This is a genomic window from Riemerella columbipharyngis (assembly GCF_900101995.1).
GTDB classification, from domain to species: Bacteria; Bacteroidota; Bacteroidia; order Flavobacteriales; family Weeksellaceae; genus Riemerella; species Riemerella columbipharyngis.
In genome coordinates, this window is the sequence record NZ_FNAS01000015.1 from 18,683 (window position 1) to 35,372 (window position 16,690).

General features: G+C 38.0%; 15 protein-coding genes. 7 read left to right on the plus strand and 8 right to left on the minus strand.

The window, feature by feature from the left end; translation table 11 throughout:
- Positions 1 to 8: 8 nt before the first annotated feature.
- From BLS89_RS08090 to BLS89_RS08100, 3 genes are read left to right on the plus strand one after another with little or no spacing between them, the layout of a single operon-like run.
- The gene (locus tag BLS89_RS08090) at positions 9 to 557 is read left to right on the plus strand and encodes a serine O-acetyltransferase (protein WP_092737332.1); all 549 of its coding nucleotides are present in this window, start codon (positions 9 to 11) and stop codon (positions 555 to 557) included.
- Positions 558 to 560: 3 nt separating this feature from the next.
- Positions 561 to 1,046, plus strand: coding sequence for a hypothetical protein (locus tag BLS89_RS08095; RefSeq protein ID WP_092737334.1), 486 nt, complete (start codon positions 561 to 563; stop codon positions 1,044 to 1,046).
- A gap of 7 nt (positions 1,047 to 1,053) precedes the next feature.
- On the plus strand, positions 1,054 to 1,683 hold the full coding sequence (locus tag BLS89_RS08100) for a DUF502 domain-containing protein (protein WP_092737336.1): 630 nt from the start codon (positions 1,054 to 1,056) through the stop codon (positions 1,681 to 1,683).
- Between the two features lie 7 nt (positions 1,684 to 1,690).
- Here the strand turns inward: BLS89_RS08100 and miaE are convergent, their stop codons facing one another.
- Positions 1,691 to 2,269, minus strand: a complete 579-nt coding sequence (gene miaE / locus BLS89_RS08105) for a MiaE family protein (protein ID WP_092737338.1) — start codon at positions 2,267 to 2,269, stop codon at positions 1,691 to 1,693.
- Between the two features lie 92 nt (positions 2,270 to 2,361).
- Between miaE and BLS89_RS08110 the strand changes: the two genes are divergently transcribed.
- Positions 2,362 to 3,255 carry a DUF72 domain-containing protein gene (locus BLS89_RS08110; RefSeq protein ID WP_092737340.1) on the plus strand — a complete coding sequence of 298 codons (894 nt, stop codon included), beginning with the start codon at positions 2,362 to 2,364 and terminating at the stop codon, positions 3,253 to 3,255.
- 47 nt (positions 3,256 to 3,302) lie between these two features.
- On the opposite strand, the gene BLS89_RS08115 is transcribed toward BLS89_RS08110, so the two are convergent.
- Together BLS89_RS08115 and BLS89_RS11295 are read right to left on the minus strand one after the other, a co-directional pair.
- Entirely contained in the window at positions 3,303 to 3,896 is a 594-nt protein-coding gene (locus tag BLS89_RS08115) for a DUF975 family protein (protein WP_092737342.1), read from the minus strand.
- A gap of 209 nt (positions 3,897 to 4,105) precedes the next feature.
- On the minus strand, positions 4,106 to 4,258 hold the full coding sequence (locus BLS89_RS11295; RefSeq protein WP_317039419.1) for a transcriptional regulator: 153 nt from the start codon (positions 4,256 to 4,258) through the stop codon (positions 4,106 to 4,108).
- Between the two features lie 1,069 nt (positions 4,259 to 5,327).
- Between BLS89_RS11295 and BLS89_RS08130 the strand changes: the two genes are divergently transcribed.
- Positions 5,328 to 5,984 carry an epoxyqueuosine reductase QueH gene (locus tag BLS89_RS08130; protein WP_092737346.1) on the plus strand — a complete coding sequence of 219 codons (657 nt, stop codon included), beginning with the start codon at positions 5,328 to 5,330 and terminating at the stop codon, positions 5,982 to 5,984.
- A gap of 524 nt (positions 5,985 to 6,508) precedes the next feature.
- On the opposite strand, the gene BLS89_RS10680 is transcribed toward BLS89_RS08130, so the two are convergent.
- The 5 genes from BLS89_RS10680 to BLS89_RS08150 all read right to left on the minus strand — a co-directional run bounded on the left by BLS89_RS10680 (position 6,509) and on the right by BLS89_RS08150 (position 11,619).
- The gene (locus BLS89_RS10680) at positions 6,509 to 6,667 is read right to left on the minus strand and encodes a hypothetical protein (protein WP_176763276.1); all 159 of its coding nucleotides are present in this window, start codon (positions 6,665 to 6,667) and stop codon (positions 6,509 to 6,511) included.
- A 295-nt stretch (positions 6,668 to 6,962) separates the two neighbouring features.
- Complete coding sequence (locus BLS89_RS08135; RefSeq protein WP_092737348.1) at positions 6,963 to 8,540, minus strand: DHA2 family efflux MFS transporter permease subunit; 1,578 nt, start codon at positions 8,538 to 8,540, stop codon at positions 6,963 to 6,965.
- 3 nt (positions 8,541 to 8,543) lie between these two features.
- Complete coding sequence (locus BLS89_RS08140; protein ID WP_092737350.1) at positions 8,544 to 9,641, minus strand: HlyD family secretion protein; 1,098 nt, start codon at positions 9,639 to 9,641, stop codon at positions 8,544 to 8,546.
- Between the two features lie 48 nt (positions 9,642 to 9,689).
- Complete coding sequence (locus BLS89_RS08145) at positions 9,690 to 11,006, minus strand: TolC family protein (protein ID WP_092737352.1); 1,317 nt, start codon at positions 11,004 to 11,006, stop codon at positions 9,690 to 9,692.
- Positions 10,993 to 11,619, minus strand: coding sequence for a TetR/AcrR family transcriptional regulator (locus tag BLS89_RS08150; protein ID WP_092737354.1), 627 nt, complete (start codon positions 11,617 to 11,619; stop codon positions 10,993 to 10,995). Before BLS89_RS08150 ends, BLS89_RS08145 begins: the two co-directional genes overlap by 14 nt.
- 572 nt (positions 11,620 to 12,191) lie before the next feature.
- On the opposite strand from BLS89_RS08150, the gene BLS89_RS08155 reads away from it, so the two are divergent.
- Entirely contained in the window at positions 12,192 to 13,541 is a 1,350-nt protein-coding gene (locus BLS89_RS08155; RefSeq protein WP_092737356.1) for a c-type cytochrome, read from the plus strand.
- A 26-nt stretch (positions 13,542 to 13,567) separates the two neighbouring features.
- The gene (locus tag BLS89_RS08160; protein ID WP_092737358.1) at positions 13,568 to 16,684 is read left to right on the plus strand and encodes a TAT-variant-translocated molybdopterin oxidoreductase; all 3,117 of its coding nucleotides are present in this window, start codon (positions 13,568 to 13,570) and stop codon (positions 16,682 to 16,684) included.
- Positions 16,685 to 16,690 lie beyond the last annotated feature (6 nt).

The following is a 16,690-nucleotide window of genomic DNA, read 5'->3' on the forward strand; positions in this document are numbered from 1 at the left end:
ATAAACTTATGAGCTCCATTATACAGAAAGATTTTTACCGTGCGACGGGCAGATGGCTGTCTTCTATGCAGATTTTAGCTAAATGCTTTAGCCCAAATCTTCATTATATCTATTGTTTCAGAAAAGCACAAAAGTATAGAAATACACCTGTTTTAGGGATATTTTGGAAATTGGTGCTTAGGCATTATCAAATAAAATATGGTTTTCAGATTTATCCTGAAACACAGATAGGAGAGGGGCTTTATCTTGGTCATTGGGGGGTGGTGGTCATCAATCCCGAGACTGTTATCGGAAAAAATTGTAATATTGCTCAAGGAGTAACTATCGGACAGCAAAACAGAGGTAAAAGACAAGGCGTTCCTACAATCGGAGATAACGTATGGATAGGTGCTAATGCCGTGGTTGTAGGCAATATCAAAATCGGAGATAATGTATTGATTGCACCGAATGCCTATGTTAATATAGATATTCCGTCTGATTCTGTAGTAGTAGGAAATCCGGCACAGATTATGCCTAAAGAAAATGCTACGGAAGGGTATATCAATAATAAAGTGTAAACAATGAAAACAACAAAAATAGCGTTATATACCTTATGTCTGGGATTGGTATTGGCGTGTAATAAAAAGCAGACTGTTTCTGAAGCTATTTCTCAGAATGATACGGCAGAGGCAAAGCCGTGGGCAGGTAGTTTAGAAAATGTTTCTTCTGGGGATATCCCTACTGAAGCATTAGACCTTTCAAAAAAAACACCAGATAAAGACGAGACTTTATTTTTAGAAAATGGGAAACCCGTTCTGATTTTTAATTCGGAGGCCAATGCGGGGCTTTTATCTATTGATGGTAAAAGTTATCCGCTCTCGCAGATGAATTTTTCGGAGAATAATTACGAGCTTTTCGGAAAAGGTGTAAAAGTATCTGCAGAAAACGGAGATATCGCAGAAAAAAACGGGGTGCTGAACAGCGTTTTTGACGAGGTAACGGTGGAAATTTCAGGAAAAGTTACGAAGCTGCACCACATTGTAGTAAAGGATAATCCTAAATACTAAGAATATTATGAACAAAGAAAATAATATACTCAAGCGTTTCCTAAGGTTTTTCTTGCAGGGTTTGGTTATCATTGGTCCATTGGCAGCTACGGTATGGATTATTTGGTATATTGTTTCTACTATTGATAATCTTATCCCTTCTCTTTCGGATAGAATTCCGGGGCTTACATTTTTAGTCGTGATACTCGGTACAGCGCTTATTGGCTGGCTGGGCAATAAATTCCTCTTGGGGCGTATTATTATAGATAGTTTGGATTATCTGCTGGAGCATACCCCCGGCATCAAGTTCATTTATACCTCCTTGAAGGATGTCATGTCTTCTTTCGTGGGGGATAAGAAAAAATTCAATCACCCTGTGTTGGCTCGTGTTTCTCAGTCGCCAGAAACTTGGCGCATAGGGTTTATCACCCAAAAGAATGTTTGTGTGGAGAATTTTGAGGACTATGTCTCCGTGTATATGCCTATGTCTTACGCTATATCGGGCTGGGTGGTTTTCGTCAAGGCTTCGGACATCAAAGTCTTAGACGGGGTAAATGCCGCAGAGGTGATGAAGTTTGCGGTAAGTGGTGGTGTGGCAGGTTTTACAGCAGAAAATATCAACAGTACGGATTACACCAAAGACAGCCCACAATCGTGAGGATAATTTATCCGTGTATGGTTTCCTTTTTGCCGTAGGATTTTATTACTTTAGCCTCGTATTCCAGCCATTCTTCCCATCGTTTATTGACCTCTTCCGGATTGCCCAATGCTCTTGCAAATCCTATGAAAGTGGTGTAATGGTTGGCTTCGGAAATCATCAGTTCACGATAGAAAGTTTTTAGCTCTTCGTCTTTTATATTTTCGGTAAGGACTTTGAATCGTTCGCAGCTTCTGGCTTCTATCATTGCTGCAAAAAGCATTCTGTCGATGATAAATTGTTCTCTGCTTCCTTGTACGATGAACTTAAACAAATCGTTCACATAGTCATCTTTTCTGGGATTGCCGAGTACAAATCCTCTTTTTTTGATGATTTCGTGCACCTGTTGGAAATGTTCTAATTCCTCTTGTGCTATTGCCAAAAGTTCTGTTACTATTTCCGTGTGCTCGGGCAGCATTGTTACGAGGGTAATGGCGTTAGACGCCGCTTTTTGTTCGCACCACGCGTGGTCTGTCAATATTTCCTCTATATTTCCTTCTGCTATATTTGCCCATCTCGGGTCGGTGGGAAGTTTAAGTTTGAACATATTTAATTCTTTTATGCAAAAATAAAACTTTTTTCGGCTCGGAGCATTATGCTAATTTTCCTATTTTTGAAAATTAAATAAAACTTATTGAAATGAAATTCGGACAAGTAGAAAATCCCGATCTTATAGACTTTACATTACCTAAGAGTCATCCTAATACCGAAAAAATACTTTCTCGGTATCAGGATTTGAAGAAGTCGCTCAATATCAGCGTAGGCTGTGCCAAATGGAATAAAACAGACCTAAAAGGCTTTTATCCCAGAGGGACGAAAGATGAACTTTCCTACTATGCCACACAATTCAACAGTATAGAGCTGAATGCCACCTTTTACGGATTGCCATCGGTAGAGCAGGTTACTGCTTGGAGGGACAAAACGCCGGAAAACTTTAAGTTTTTTCCAAAGATTACCAATACCATTTCTCATTATCGAAGGCTCATAGAGGTAGATGATGCGGTTACGAGGTATGCCGAGGCGGTAATAGCGTTTCAGCAAAAATTAGGAATGGTATTTCTGCAGTTGCATGATAATTTTAAAACCAAAAATCTTGATAGATTAGTCCGTTTTGTGGAGCGTTGGCCGCGTGAGCTTCCACTTGGAATAGAGCTTCGTAACCACGAATGGTTCTCAGATGAAGTTATATTTGACGAAACTACGCAACTTTTCGAAGAACACGGCATTACCAATATCATCGTAGATACCGCCGGGAGAAGGGATATGCTGCATATACGCCTCACTACCCCTACGGCTTTTGTGCGATATGTGGGAGCTAATACCGATAGCGACTACACGCGGTTAGATGATTGGGTAGCGCGCCTAAAAGAATGGAAAAATGCAGGTTTGCAAAATCTTTATTTCTTTGTACACCAGAATGTGGAGAAAGCCTCACCGCTTCTTTCGGCGTATTTCATAGAAAAGATTAACCAAGAATTAGGCGGAGCTCTGAAAATCCCACAAATGGCAACAAGTACGGGAACACTATTTTAATGAATAAATAATTTCCACAAGGAAGAAAAATTAGCGGAAGCGTTTAATTAATTTTTTTGTTGGTTAAGTAAATAATTATTTTTTACATCATCATAAAATTTTGCATAGGTAACATATTGATAAGGTATTAACCAAAGAAATCCAATTCCTAATGTTAAAATACAGAGTAATGCCAAGCCAAAAAATCTTAATGATAGACGAAAATATTTCCATTTATATCCATTCATCATTTGCTTACTTTTTTTAATAGCGTCCATAGCACTTATTGAGTCATCATCAGCAAGAATAAAGAAAGTCATTGAATAAGATATCGAAGCAATGATACCAGGTATAATAAGCAAAAGAAGCCAAAATAAAACAAAAATAAATATTAGTAGAAAAGCACTTAATGCTCTTCCAAAATTATTAAATCCTGCAAATATTTGTTCGACTCTAGAATCTTGTTGTCTTGCTATTGACAATGAAAAAATAGAAATTCCTAATTGAAAAGCGCCTCCAACAATTAAATGGGCAAAAGGAATAAGTGCACCAATAATAGAAACAATCATCATATATATAACAAATGTCCCTATAGCTAATCCCCATTTTCCTTTTAGGGATTCGCTCGCTTTACTCATTAAAATAGAGTTTTCTGTCATCATAATAAGCTGGATTTAGAGATTGTGACTATCTAATAAGCAACAAATATAATTATTTTTTTGAATACATATATGCGTTTTTTTAAGATAATTAGGGATGATTATTGTAGTACAAGTGTCGGCCCAATGGTAGATAGTCTTTCAGGGCTTCTATGTAATTGTCTAATGCCCGTCTGTTTTTGTAAGGCTGCACGAGGTGCGGGTTTTCTTCCCTACGAATTCTTTTTTATGGTAATATAGCCTGCTTGTTCCAGTTTGTCGAGCTGCACGCTGAGGTTGCCCGAAGTGGCATTGGTTTTCTCTTTCAGGTACATAAAATCCGCCTCTTCCAGCCCAATCAGCAGAGAGACTACTGCCAGACGCAACTGTGAATGCAGTAGGGGGGCTAATTCTTTCATCATTGTTTCTTATATTTGCGGTTAATATAATGACCAGGAATGATAAGCAACACAAGGCATACCAAACCGTACAGCAGATTAAAATACGCAGGAAAAATACCGTTAAATAAATTTTCCAAGACAAAATATCCAATGACAACCCCTAAAAAGATACCAAAAAAGTAAATATTTTTTCTTTGATAATGATGCTGTTGCGGCACATCCGAGACTTATTAAAATCAAGGACAATGAAAATATCGTAACTCCGGAAGTCCCAGTATGAAATACAAAAGTATTAATAATTGACAGAATTGGAGCGATAGCTAAAAAATAGCCGATATATCTCCAAATGGCATCTATCGATTTGGATGCGTAGGAAACAACTTTTTGTTTATTCTCTTTGATGAAAAATGATTTAAAAGCGGGAGTAATCATCAGTAACCACAGCAGATAATAATTGGTATTAGCCGTAAAATACACCGCAAAATATACCAACAGAGAGGAAAACAGCCCCAGATATCCCACAAAAAGCAGGTTGAAGGGTTATCCTTGTTGTACGGCATTGCGGGTTTCGTTAATCATTTGTCGGATAAGTTCTAAACTTTCCTTTTTATTTAATTTTTTGTCTTCCATAATTGAAAATTTTTAATTTGTTAAACAATTTAGTTTATTTTATAAACCTAAGACTCAAAAAAGAGTACTTTTAGTTTTACGATGAAAATGTAAAATGGTTTATTTATATTAAACTTCAATTATTTAGGAGAAAGAATGTGGGTATGTAAATTATTAAAAAAAATATAGTTATATGTTTCTTTATTAGTTCGATAAAGTAAAGGGGATAGTTGTTTTGGCAAATACTATTATTGTTCGTATGAAATTGAAATATTCATCTCGCTATATGGTATTGTAATACAAGTATTTTGAGTTGAAGTTTGTGTTAGCAAAGATGTGAATTATAAAAGGACTTCCTCTACTGCCTGTCAAAAAAATTAGATTAGTTTGATATAACTCAATTTAGTTTTTTTTACTTTTGCGGGAAATTATTTTAGGAATTAAAATGACAGACATTAATCGGGAAAAACTAACGCTGCCGAATAACGGTAAAAAATTATTACTGCACTCTTGCTGTGCACCTTGCTCGGGAGAGGTGATGGAAGCTATCATCGCTTCGGACATTGATTTTACTATTTTTTTCTATAACCCCAATATCCACCCCCGTAAGGAATACGAGCTTCGGAAGGACGAAAATATCCGCTTTGCGGAAAAATACAATATCCCGATTATTGATGCCGATTATGATACGGACAACTGGTATGCGAGGGCGAAAGGTATGGAGTTTGAGCCAGAGCGGGGGATACGCTGTACCATGTGTTTTGATATGAGGTTTGAACGAACGGCACTCTATGCTTACGAACACGGTTTTGACACCATTAGCAGTTCATTGGGGATTTCCCGCTGGAAAAATTTTGAACAAATCAACGACTGCGGAGAGCGTGCCGCCGCTAAATATGAAGGACTAACTTACTGGACACACAATTGGCGGAAGAAAGGCGGCTCTAAACGGATGCTGGACATCAGCAAACGGGAGAAGTTTTATATGCAGGAATACTGCGGCTGTGCTTATTCACTACGAGATACCAATCACTGGAGGCTGCAAAACGGCCGTGAGCGTATCAAAATAGGCGAAAAATATTACGGAGAGGATAACGGCTAATTTTAAAAATAGGAATATTATCCCTCCCCTTTTTTTCTGACTGATTGATTTTTTATCGGTTGGTATAATTATAAATTAAGTTTTAATATTTCTTCTTCTTTTAGTGTAATACCGGATGATAAGAAATAATTTAAAATAGAGAATATAAAGTAATATAAATAATATTTATCTATAAATATTTATATTTTAGATTTTCCAAACTTTTTCATTCCATAGGTATAAATACTATTTTTTTCTCCATGAACTAATCCGATATATATTCATAGCTGAATAAACAGCCGGTTGTTCAAAAGAAAATTTGCAAAATTAAGATATAAATCTTTCGACAATAAAAGTGTTTGAGAGTCTTGATAACTCTCTATGGTATTATCACATACTCTTAATCAGATGCATTTACTTTTGCTATGATAGTTTTCAATATTGTTTTTCTCTTTTCGAACCCCAAAACAATAATATGACTTTTCATATTTCTTTTAAATATTCATATGCATTTTTCCATAAATAATTAAAGCTAAGTATATTTTCTATGTCATCTTTTGGAATAGCTTTATAAAGCTCAAGCATACTATTCTTTTATCAATTTCCATCGTGATAGTTTGGTCATCTCCTGAAACATTTTCCACTTTCACGCCCCAATATGATTTTAAATCTTCCACTACTTTTTTTGAGTGAAAATCTTCCATTAAATTGAAAATTGGCATCGGAAGAGCTGTTTTTCTATTATTCGATACGGGTTATTTTTCTTTTTTTATTAAATAATTTTATTGTTTTATATTTTTATGAATGTAATAAACTATTGTGTTTTAATATATTATTAATGCTTTAATTTTTTGTTTTTTAAATAAAATATATAAAATAATCTAATCTGTTAATTGTTTTATAAATAAGTGTTGAAAATTTAATAAAAAAGGAGAATTACAAAATTTTTACAATCCTCCTCGCCTCAATTTATCATTATAGATAGATGAAAATCTGCTTTTAATGTGTTATAGAAATATCTACGCTCTTCTTGCCTTTCCGCTCTTTTATGAACAAAATGAATGGAATACAGATAAGAAACATTATACCTAAGAATAAAAATACATCCATATAAGAAAGTACGGCAGCTTGTTTTATCACGGAATATTCTATCGCTTTATAGCTGGACTCTGTGGCAATGTTTGCTGGCATTCCCTTTGCCATAAAGGCGGCTTTCATTCCGATTATCCGTTGTTGTACATTGAGGCTGTTCATATCCAAGTGGGAAACGAGGAAAAATTGATGCTCGGTATTCTGCCGTGCCATAAATGTGGTAGTAGCGGCAATGCCGAAAGAACCACCCAGCTGTCTCATCATCCCCGTAAAGCTGGCACCTTGCCCAATTTCCTGCCCTTTCAGTGTACTGAGTGCCAAGGTGGTAATCGGGATAAAGAGCATACTCAGCCCAATGCCTCTTACAATCAACATCCAGAAAAAGTCGTCTTTGGCGGTATCCGGCGTTAAGATTTTATAACCCCAAAAACTATACACAAAGAACAGTAGGAAGCCCAATGCCACCAAAAACTGGGGTTTGATTCCGCTTGACAAAAGCCTTGCAATAATGGGCATCATACAAGCTGTGGCAGCTGCTGGTGGAATCATTAGAATACCGGCTTGCAGGGCAGACCAACCTAAAATGTTTTGTGTGTAAAGTGGGATAACGAATGCTGAGCTATACAATCCAAATCCTAAAATAAAGGACATAATAGTTCCTATACGCAGGTTCCCGTTGCGTAGTACCCGCAGCTCCACGATGGGGTAGCGGAAAGTGAGTTCACGCCAGATAAACAGAATAAATCCTAAAAATGCCATAGCGGAAAAAATGATGATAGTCTGGCTGTCAAACCAATCGTCTTCTTGGCCGCGTTCCAAAACAAATTGAAGGGAGCCTACGAATATTGCCAAGAGAATAATGCCTATCCAGTCCACATCTTTGGCTTGGCGTTTCTCGGAATACTTCGGACTTCTTACAAATTTCAAAGTAAAAATCGTTGCTAAAATCCCGATGGGAATATTGATGTAAAAGATATATGCCCAGCTGAAATTATCTACGATATACCCTCCGAGCGGCGGACCCAATGCCGGTCCTACGATGACGCCCAAGCCGTAAATAGCCTGTGCCATTCCTCGTTTTTCTACCGGATAAGATTCTGTGATAATGGTTTGCGAAGTTACCAAAAGTGCACCCCCGCCCATCCCTTGTAGCAAACGGAAAAACACGAGCTCCCAGATATTGGTGGAGTTTCCGCACAAAAAGGAACAAACGGTAAACATAATGATGGATGCCGCGAAGTAATTCCGCCGTCCGAACTGCTGCGATAGCCAGCTCGTCATCGGAACGATAATTACATTCCCTATGGCATAGGCAGTAACCACCCAGCCCACTTCGGAGAGTGTAGCACTGAGGTTCCCTTTCATATCGTTGAGTGCCACATTCACGATGGTACTATCCACAATCTCGAGCAATGCACAGAGAATTGCGGTAATGGTGATAACTACGCGCCTATATCCGTATTCTATTAAAGATTCTTCCAGCATAAGTTAAGATTTTAAAAATACTTCAACTTTTACATTCATCCCTGCACGCAATTTTTTTGCAAGGTCTTTATTGAGGTTGGTAAAATCGATGCGAACCGGCAGTCTTTGGACTACTTTTACGAAGTTTCCGCTAGCATTATCCGGAGGCAGAATGGAGAAAGTAGACCCTGTGGCAGGGGAGAAAGAGCTTACCACACCTTCTAATTTTTCGTCCGGGAAAGCATCTATTTTAATTTTTACTTTTTGCCCTTCCACCATTTTGGTCAATTGCGTTTCTTTGAAGTTGGCAACCACCCACACGCTGTTATCGCGTATGAGGCTGAAAAGCTGTGCTCCGGCTTGGATAAACTGCCCCGGCTGTACGGGTACTTTGGAAACATAGCCGTCTTCTGGTGCTGTAATGATGGTGTAAGACAGGTTGAGTTTTGCTTTTTCCACATCTACGCTTCTTTGTTTTACCATGGCATCGGCTACGCCTATTTGGGAAGAGCTGGCATCGGTTTGGGAGGCTATCACATTCACCTGCTGGGCGACTTGGTTTCTTTGGTCTCTAAGGACTTGGAGCTGCTTTTCTGCGGCTTGTTTGGCAGCCAGGGCGGCATCGTATTGTTGCTGCGTGATGGAATGGTCTTTTATCAAATTCGCATAGCGGTTAAAATCCTGCGTCGCTTTCCATACATTCACTTTGGCGGCTTCTATTTGGGCATCTGCCGTTGCTATGGCGGCTTTGGAGGTGTTGATGTTTTGCGAGGTTGCATTGGCAGAGGCTTTGGCGGTAGCTACATTGCTGTTTGCGGTAGCCAGCGCGGCTTTGGCTTGTGCCAATATTAAAAGCTCGTCGTGGTTGTCCAACACCACGAGCGTATCGCCTTTATGCACCATTTGGTTGTCTCTTACTTTTACTTCTTTCACATAGCCCGATATACGAGAGATAATAGGCGACATATTGGTAGCAATTTGTGCATCGTCGGTATCTTCGTGCGTGGTGCCGTGTACATAAGTACGGTATCCGAAAATAGATCCGATGAGAATTAGTCCTCCGAAGATGATAGGAAAAGCAAAGGACGATTTCTTTTTTGTTCTTTTGGTATTATTTTCCATTTTAGTTCTGAATTATGTTTAGTAAATATTTTTTTGATAGATTGATGTTTAAAAAATCACGGATTTTCCGATGGTCTGCATTAGTTTCTTGTACGCCAATGCGGCGTCGGCTTTAGCATTCACATAGCCTACATTAGCACTTATTTGGGCGGCATCGGCTTCCAAGAGCTCGGTCATCGTTGCCAGTCCGTTGTCGAATTTGTTTTTCGTGATGCGGTAGTTTTCTGCAGCCTGCTGCATGGTTTTTTCGTAAACGCTTATTTTCTTGTTGGCAAGTATTGCGTTTTGGTAATCGCGGTTGACTTCAAGGCGGATTTGCTCGGTCGTCAATTCGCTTTGTGACTGCAAGGCTTGTTCCTGTGCCTTTGCCTGTTCCAGCGAAGTGTTTTTCTTCCAAAGGTTATCCAGATTGTACTGCACGCCGATACCGATATTCGCTGCATTGTAGATGGAGAAAATCTTCGGGATTTTGGCGGCGGTGTATCCTGCCGTAAGGGCTATTTGGGGGTAATAAGATCCTTTGGCAGCTTTTTTGCCCATACCGGCAGCTTTCAGCTGATACTGCACTGCTTGTAGATCTTTGCGGTATTGCATAGCCTCTGCTACATAATCCTGCACGAGGGTATAAACCTTCTCGTCTGCCGTATAGTTTGGATCCACTTCAATTTTTGTATCGTCGGGTAGCCCGAGCAGCAAATCCATATTCATATTGGCAATGCTGTAATTGTTTTGGGCATCCAAGAGCTGAAGTTCAATATTGGAAGTTTGCAAATTGGCTTTCAAACGGTCGTTTCGGGTGATGAGTCCATTATTTTCCATACTTAAGAAATGCTTATCGCGGTCTTGTGCCACTTTGAGATTTTCTTCTAATACCTTAATGGTTTGGCTTGCTTTGAACAAATTGTTATAGGCTTGTGCAATATTGTACGCCATGGCATTTTTGTCGTTTTCGGTAGATAGTTCTTGGGCTTTTACCAGATACTCGGCACTTTTTATTCCGTAGCGGATGCTTCCGCCTGCAAACAGAGGCAAGGAGAGATTGGCTTGCCCGAAATATGCAGAATTGGGTTTTGGTGTTTGTATGCTTGCTGCATTCGGATTTTTGAAGAGTACTTCTATATTTACTTCAGAATTAGCAATTGCCAAGGCACTTCCGGATACTTTCAGATTCGGGAGGAAGTTGTTTTTGACACTTTCGTAGCGTGCTTTGGCTTCCAATTCTTTGGCGGCGTCTATTTTCAAATATTTCGAGTGGGCAATCCCCATTTCCACAGCTTCGTCGAGAGTCAGCATTCTGCTTTGCTGTGCTACGCAGATCGAACTGCCTATAAGCATTGCAAATAATAATATTCTATTTTTCTTCATAACCTAAAAGTGTTTTTAAGGTTTCTATTAATTTGTTTTTCAATTCATTTATAAATTCAGGAATGAAAATTTCCATTGATTCGGATTTGGCAAATTCGCTGTATAGTGGAATATTCCGCACGGCGTAGAACAAAGTTCCTGCCACGATGGCGTGGAGTATATCCACAGATGGTTTTTTGGTGAAAATTTTTTTTCGACAGCCTTCTTCCAATAATGATTCGTACACGCTTAGGAAAGAGAGCTTAAACTTTTTTATAAACTCTTTTATTTTAGGGTTTTTACTGATGAGTTGTTCGGTTTGCAGTACCACATAAAAATGGGGCAGGATCTGTAATCGTTCGATATGAGAAGTTATAATCCCAATTAATTTTTCCCATTCGTTCAATTCTTGTTTTGCCATAATTTCTTTGATGAATCCTGTGCCCCATTTCATCCGATACTCAAAGATTTTTTCGTAGAGCATCTCTTTAGAACCGAAATAGTAGGAAATCATCGACACATTAATATTGGCAGCCGCAGAAATATCGCGGATAGAAGTAGCTTCAAACCCTCTTTCAGCGAATAATTTTTCTGCTACGCTCATTATGTATTCTTCTTTAGACAGCTGTTTCATTATGTCGTATAATTAAATCCGTTGCAAAGATAAATCAAACATTTGATTGAATCAAACGATTGATTGTTTTTTTTATTTTAAAATACTATAAGTGTCTTATTTACAGTGGTATAATTTTATTATTTTTTGATAGAATATTGATCAATAATAATTTTTAAGTGTTATTTCTAAAAATAGCAATCGTAATATTGATCGTTAGGAAGTTGATCTGCTTTGGTTTTATGAAACAACACTTTATTTTATGTGAAATGGCAGGGGATAGCTCTCGTTAAATAGGTCTTTTTTTTTGAAATAGTTTAACAATCAAGAGTCTGCGAGGATTTTTAATTATTTATTGGCTAAGTGGGTTTGAAAAATTAGAATTAGATTTTCGTATATTTATTTATTTATTTATTTTCCCTCCAAATACTACTGTAACTATCTAATATACTATAAGTTTCAATTTAGAATGGTTATAAATTAAAGAAATATGATATTTTTCCATTAGCGAGGTTTCGTTAATGTTCTGTTAAAGTCTTACTTTTGTAGCACTGAATGTAAAAATCATTTTTTAATAACCCAATATTGTATAAATGAATAGTTGGAGAACGCATTACAAAAAAGCACTGATAGCATTAAGTTTATTGCTATGTACGAGTGTTTCCATTTATGCACAAGATGCTTCTAAAGGAGATCCTGAGAATGGAGAAACACTCTTTAAAGCGAATTGTGCCGCTTGTCACGCCTTGGACAAACAGCTTGTAGGTCCTGCTTTGGGTGGCGTAGTGGATCGGGTGAAGCAAGAAGAAAATTTGGATGTCGATTGGTTCTACAAGTGGATTAAAGACAATAAAGCTCTTAGAACATCTGGAGACAAGTACGCTAATGAACTTTTTGAGAAATTTAACAAGACAGAAATGCCTGTCTTTGCTAATCTCTCGGATCAAGATGTAGATGACATCTTAGCGTATACTACTAATCCGCCAAAACAAGATGATGCTGCGGCTACTACTGCTGATAAAGCTCAAGATCCGGCTCAGCTGGAAGCAGAGAGGACAGAGAAAACTAACTCGTTGATTATATTGGTTTCTTTACTGGCTGTTTCAGGTTTATTGGTTTGGCTTCTTATTAAATTAAGACAGCTCGTTAAACTCAATCAGTCTGAAGAACTTTCTGTTTTTAATGAATGCCAAATTCGTAATTTTGGAGAGCTATATGAGAAGTATAATACGATAGGAAAATTGGTGTTAGGAATTTTGGCCGTTTTTGCTGCTTATGGTGTGTGGAACTGGCTAATGTGGGTAGGTGTTTATAAAGGATATCAGCCGGAGCAACCTATCTATTTTTCTCACAAAATTCACGCTGGTATAAACAAAATTGATTGCCAACTTTGTCACTCAGGTGCCAAGTATGGTAAGGTTTCAGAAATTCCTTCACTCAACGTGTGTATGAACTGTCATAAATTTATTTCTGAATATAAGGGCGAGTATGTTCAAGCTGGTAAAACAAAAGATTTTTATACTGGCGAGATTAAAAAGATATATGACGCTGTAGGTTGGGATGAAAAAACTCAGTCTTATACAGGTAAAACGCACCCTATACAGTGGGTTAGAATTCATAATATGCCTGATTTTGTGTATTTCAATCATTCTCAGCATGTTGTGGCGGGAGCTAAGACGATTATGGCCGCTAAAAATGTAGATATTGTTTGTAAAGCTTGTCATGGTAAAATTGATACTATGAATGTAGTGCAAATGGCTAATGATTTCACTATGGGATGGTGTATTTCATGTCACAGAACGACGCAAGTGGATATGACGAATGGCTACAACGAAGCCTATTTCAAAAACTTGCATGCTAAGTTAGAAAAACAATATGGTAAAGGTACTAAGATTACAGTAGATGCAATCGGAGGTATCGAGTGTGGTAAATGTCATTATTAATAATAGAAAATTAGAAGTATCAAAAAATGGCTTCAAAAAAAATACAATTCAGAAGTATTCACGAATTAAAAGACCCTTCGCTAAATACGAAGCTTGCTCAAAAAGAGTTTCAGAATGAAATTCCTGTAGATGAGTTTTTGGGGAACGAGGATAAAATGAATAATTCCGGAACAAGTAGGAGAGATTTCCTTAAATTTTTAGGGTTCTCTACGGTGGCTGTTACGCTTGCTGCTTGTGAATCTCCGGTAATTAAGACGATCCCTTATGTAACCAAACCTCATAATATTATACCGGGAGTGCCCAACTTTTATGCAACTTCTTACTTTGACGGCTTTGATTTCGCAAGCGTATTAGTGAAAACAAGAGAGGGAAGACCTATTAAAATAGATTCAAATTCTGCGGCAGAGCAGCTTGGATGTGCCAATGCAAGAGTTCAGGCAGGATTGCTTTCCCTTTATGATAATGATAAATTAAGACAGCCTGCATTAAAAGGAGAGAATGCGACTTTTGATAAAGTAGATTCTTATGTTTTAAACGGTTTGGCTCAAGCTCAAGCAGTTAACAAAAAAATTGTAGTTCTTTCACATTCTTATCCAAGTCCTACATTTAAGAAAATTTTTGCAGATTTTCAAGCTAAATATCCTAATGCAGAATTGGTAACATATGATGCAGTTCCTTACGCTTCTGCGTTAGACGCTTCAGAGGAAGTTTTCGGACAGAGGGCTTTACCGGTTTATGATTTGTCAAATTCAGAGTTGGTAATAGGTTTTCAAGCAAATTTCATTGAAAGCTATTCGGGTGGAAGTTTGGAAAAATCTTATGGTAAAGCAAGAAAACCTGGTCCGAATATGTTGCGTCATATTCAAGTAGAATCCAACCTATCTCTTACCGGAGCAAACGCCGATACCAGAATAAGACTTAAGCCAAGTGAAGTTAATAAACTTTTAGTAGAAGTTTATAATGGACTTAACGGCGGAACTTCTGATGCGGTAGCTTCTAAGTTGGTGGCTGAACTTAAAGCCAAAGGCAGTAAAGCTGTAGTCATAGCAGAGGGCTCTAAAGGTGCCTATGTATTGACTCATTTAATTAACCAGAAATTAAAATCTAATGCTTTTACTGGTAAAGCCAACTTTTTAAGAGAGTTTGATGCCAATAAATACAGCCAGTTCTTGTCTTGGTTAAACCAAGGGCAGGTAGGTGCTGTTATTATAAACAATGTTAATCCTATATATTCTCACGAAGACGGAGCTAAGTTTGAAGCACTTCTCAAGAAAGTACCTTGCAAAGTAGCACTTATCAATAAAAGAGACGAGGTATTCAAGGCTTCTGATGCTGTTATACCGGTTTCTCATTGTTTGGAATCTTGGGGAGATTTTATTCCGGAATCCGGAGTATATACCCTAATGCAGCCTACGATTCAGAAGATATTTAAGTCAAGACAAATAGAGGAAGCGTTGTTAGTTTGGACTAATGGTAAAAATAATTCTGCAAACGACTTATACGCTTATCTTAAAAATAATGCAACTTCTATTTTAGGAGACAGCACCACATTTAATAAAGCTTTATATGACGGATATAATGTAATCCCTCAGTCGGGAGCTCTATCATACAATGGCGGAGATGCTCAGGCGGCTATTGCTGACCTTAAAAAATTCCAATCTTCTGACCTTGAATTGATGCTTTATACCAAAACTTCTATGGGAGATGGTACTCAGGCAGACAACCCTTGGTTGCAAGAAATGCCGGATCCGATATCTCGCCTGTCGTGGGATAATTACCTTACCGTATCGCCTAAAGATGCAGATAAGTTGGGGCTTGATAATAGTCTTAATGGAAGAATGCAGTTGGATGGTTCGGTAGTGGATTTGACAGTAAACGGGAAAACCATCAAAAATGTTCCTGTATTTATACAACCGGGGCAAGCAGATGGTTCCTTAGGGCTAGCTTTAGGATATGGCAAAAAACTTTGCGGCAAAGTAGCCGATGTAGGGGTAAATGCTTATCCGGCATACAATGGATCTGATTTTGCGGTATCCGGTGTGAAATTATCCAAAACTTCCGAAAGTGACCACGAGTTTGCAGGAATGCAGTTGCAAAATACTTTGATGGGTCGTTATGACATTGCTAAGGAAGTAACTTTGGAAAAATTCTTGAATGTACCTTTTGACAGTACAAAAAGAGATGCAGAAGGAAATATTGAAGGATGGAATGTTCCATTGGAATACGAAACTTTGAATGGAGAACAGCCTGCTCATAAAGTAGATCTGTGGGATGTATTCGATGATACAGACGGACCTCATTTCAATTTATCTATTGACCTTAATGCTTGTACTGGTTGTGGTGCTTGCGTCATCGCTTGTCAGGTAGAAAACAATACGCCGGTAGTAGGTAAAGACGAGATAAGAATGTCTAGGGATATGTATTGGTTGAGAATCGACCGTTACTATTCTGCTAAAGAAAAACTTGAGCAAGTAGAAAGCCTTAACGGAAGAGAAGGAAGACTCGATGTTCCAGAAATGTATGGTAATGCTTTCAATAAGGATAGTGGTATCCTAAACCATCCGGCAGAAAACCCTGATGTTATTTTCCAACCGGTGATGTGCCAGCAGTGTAACCATGCACCTTGTGAAACAGTTTGTCCTGTAGCGGCAACTTCACACGGTAAGCAAGGACAGAATATGATGGCTTATAATAGGTGTATCGGTACAAGATATTGTGCGAACAACTGTCCTTACAAAGTGAGAAGGTTTAATTGGTTCAATTATAGCCTTAATGATAAATTTGACTATAATATGAATAATGACTTAGGTAGAATGGTTCTCAATCCGGATGTGGTAGTAAGAACAAGAGGGGTTATGGAAAAATGTTCTTTCTGTATCCAATCTACACAAGCCGCTATTCTTACAGCTAAAAAGGATAACAGACGCGTTACAGATGAAGAGTTCAATGATGCTTGTGCTTGTAGCAAAGCTTGTTCTACAGGAGCGATGAGGTTTGGAGACATCAACGATAAGTCTTCAGAAGTAAGAGAACTTTATCAGGACGAAAGAAGATACCATTTGTTAGAAGAAATAGGTACTAAACCTAATATATTCTATCATGTGAAAGTGAGAAACAGAAAAGAAGAAGAAAATAAAATTTAATCAAAA

Coding starts and splice junctions, on each gene's coding strand:
- BLS89_RS08090 (WP_092737332.1), top strand. CDS start 9: ATGAGCTCCATTATACAGAAAGATTTTTACCGTGCGACGGGCAGATGG.
- BLS89_RS08095 (WP_092737334.1), top strand. CDS start 561: ATGAAAACAACAAAAATAGCGTTATATACCTTATGTCTGGGATTGGTA.
- BLS89_RS08100 (WP_092737336.1), top strand. CDS start 1,054: ATGAACAAAGAAAATAATATACTCAAGCGTTTCCTAAGGTTTTTCTTG.
- miaE (WP_092737338.1), bottom strand. CDS start 2,269: ATGTTCAAACTTAAACTTCCCACCGACCCGAGATGGGCAAATATAGCA.
- BLS89_RS08110 (WP_092737340.1), top strand. CDS start 2,362: ATGAAATTCGGACAAGTAGAAAATCCCGATCTTATAGACTTTACATTA.
- BLS89_RS08115 (WP_092737342.1), bottom strand. CDS start 3,896: ATGATGACAGAAAACTCTATTTTAATGAGTAAAGCGAGCGAATCCCTA.
- BLS89_RS08130 (WP_092737346.1), top strand. CDS start 5,328: ATGACAGACATTAATCGGGAAAAACTAACGCTGCCGAATAACGGTAAA.
- BLS89_RS10680 (WP_176763276.1), bottom strand. CDS start 6,667: ATGGAAGATTTTCACTCAAAAAAAGTAGTGGAAGATTTAAAATCATAT.
- BLS89_RS08135 (WP_092737348.1), bottom strand. CDS start 8,540: ATGCTGGAAGAATCTTTAATAGAATACGGATATAGGCGCGTAGTTATC.
- BLS89_RS08140 (WP_092737350.1), bottom strand. CDS start 9,641: ATGGAAAATAATACCAAAAGAACAAAAAAGAAATCGTCCTTTGCTTTT.
- BLS89_RS08145 (WP_092737352.1), bottom strand. CDS start 11,006: ATGAAGAAAAATAGAATATTATTATTTGCAATGCTTATAGGCAGTTCG.
- BLS89_RS08150 (WP_092737354.1), bottom strand. CDS start 11,619: ATGAAACAGCTGTCTAAAGAAGAATACATAATGAGCGTAGCAGAAAAA.
- BLS89_RS08155 (WP_092737356.1), top strand. CDS start 12,192: ATGAATAGTTGGAGAACGCATTACAAAAAAGCACTGATAGCATTAAGT.
- BLS89_RS08160 (WP_092737358.1), top strand. CDS start 13,568: ATGGCTTCAAAAAAAATACAATTCAGAAGTATTCACGAATTAAAAGAC.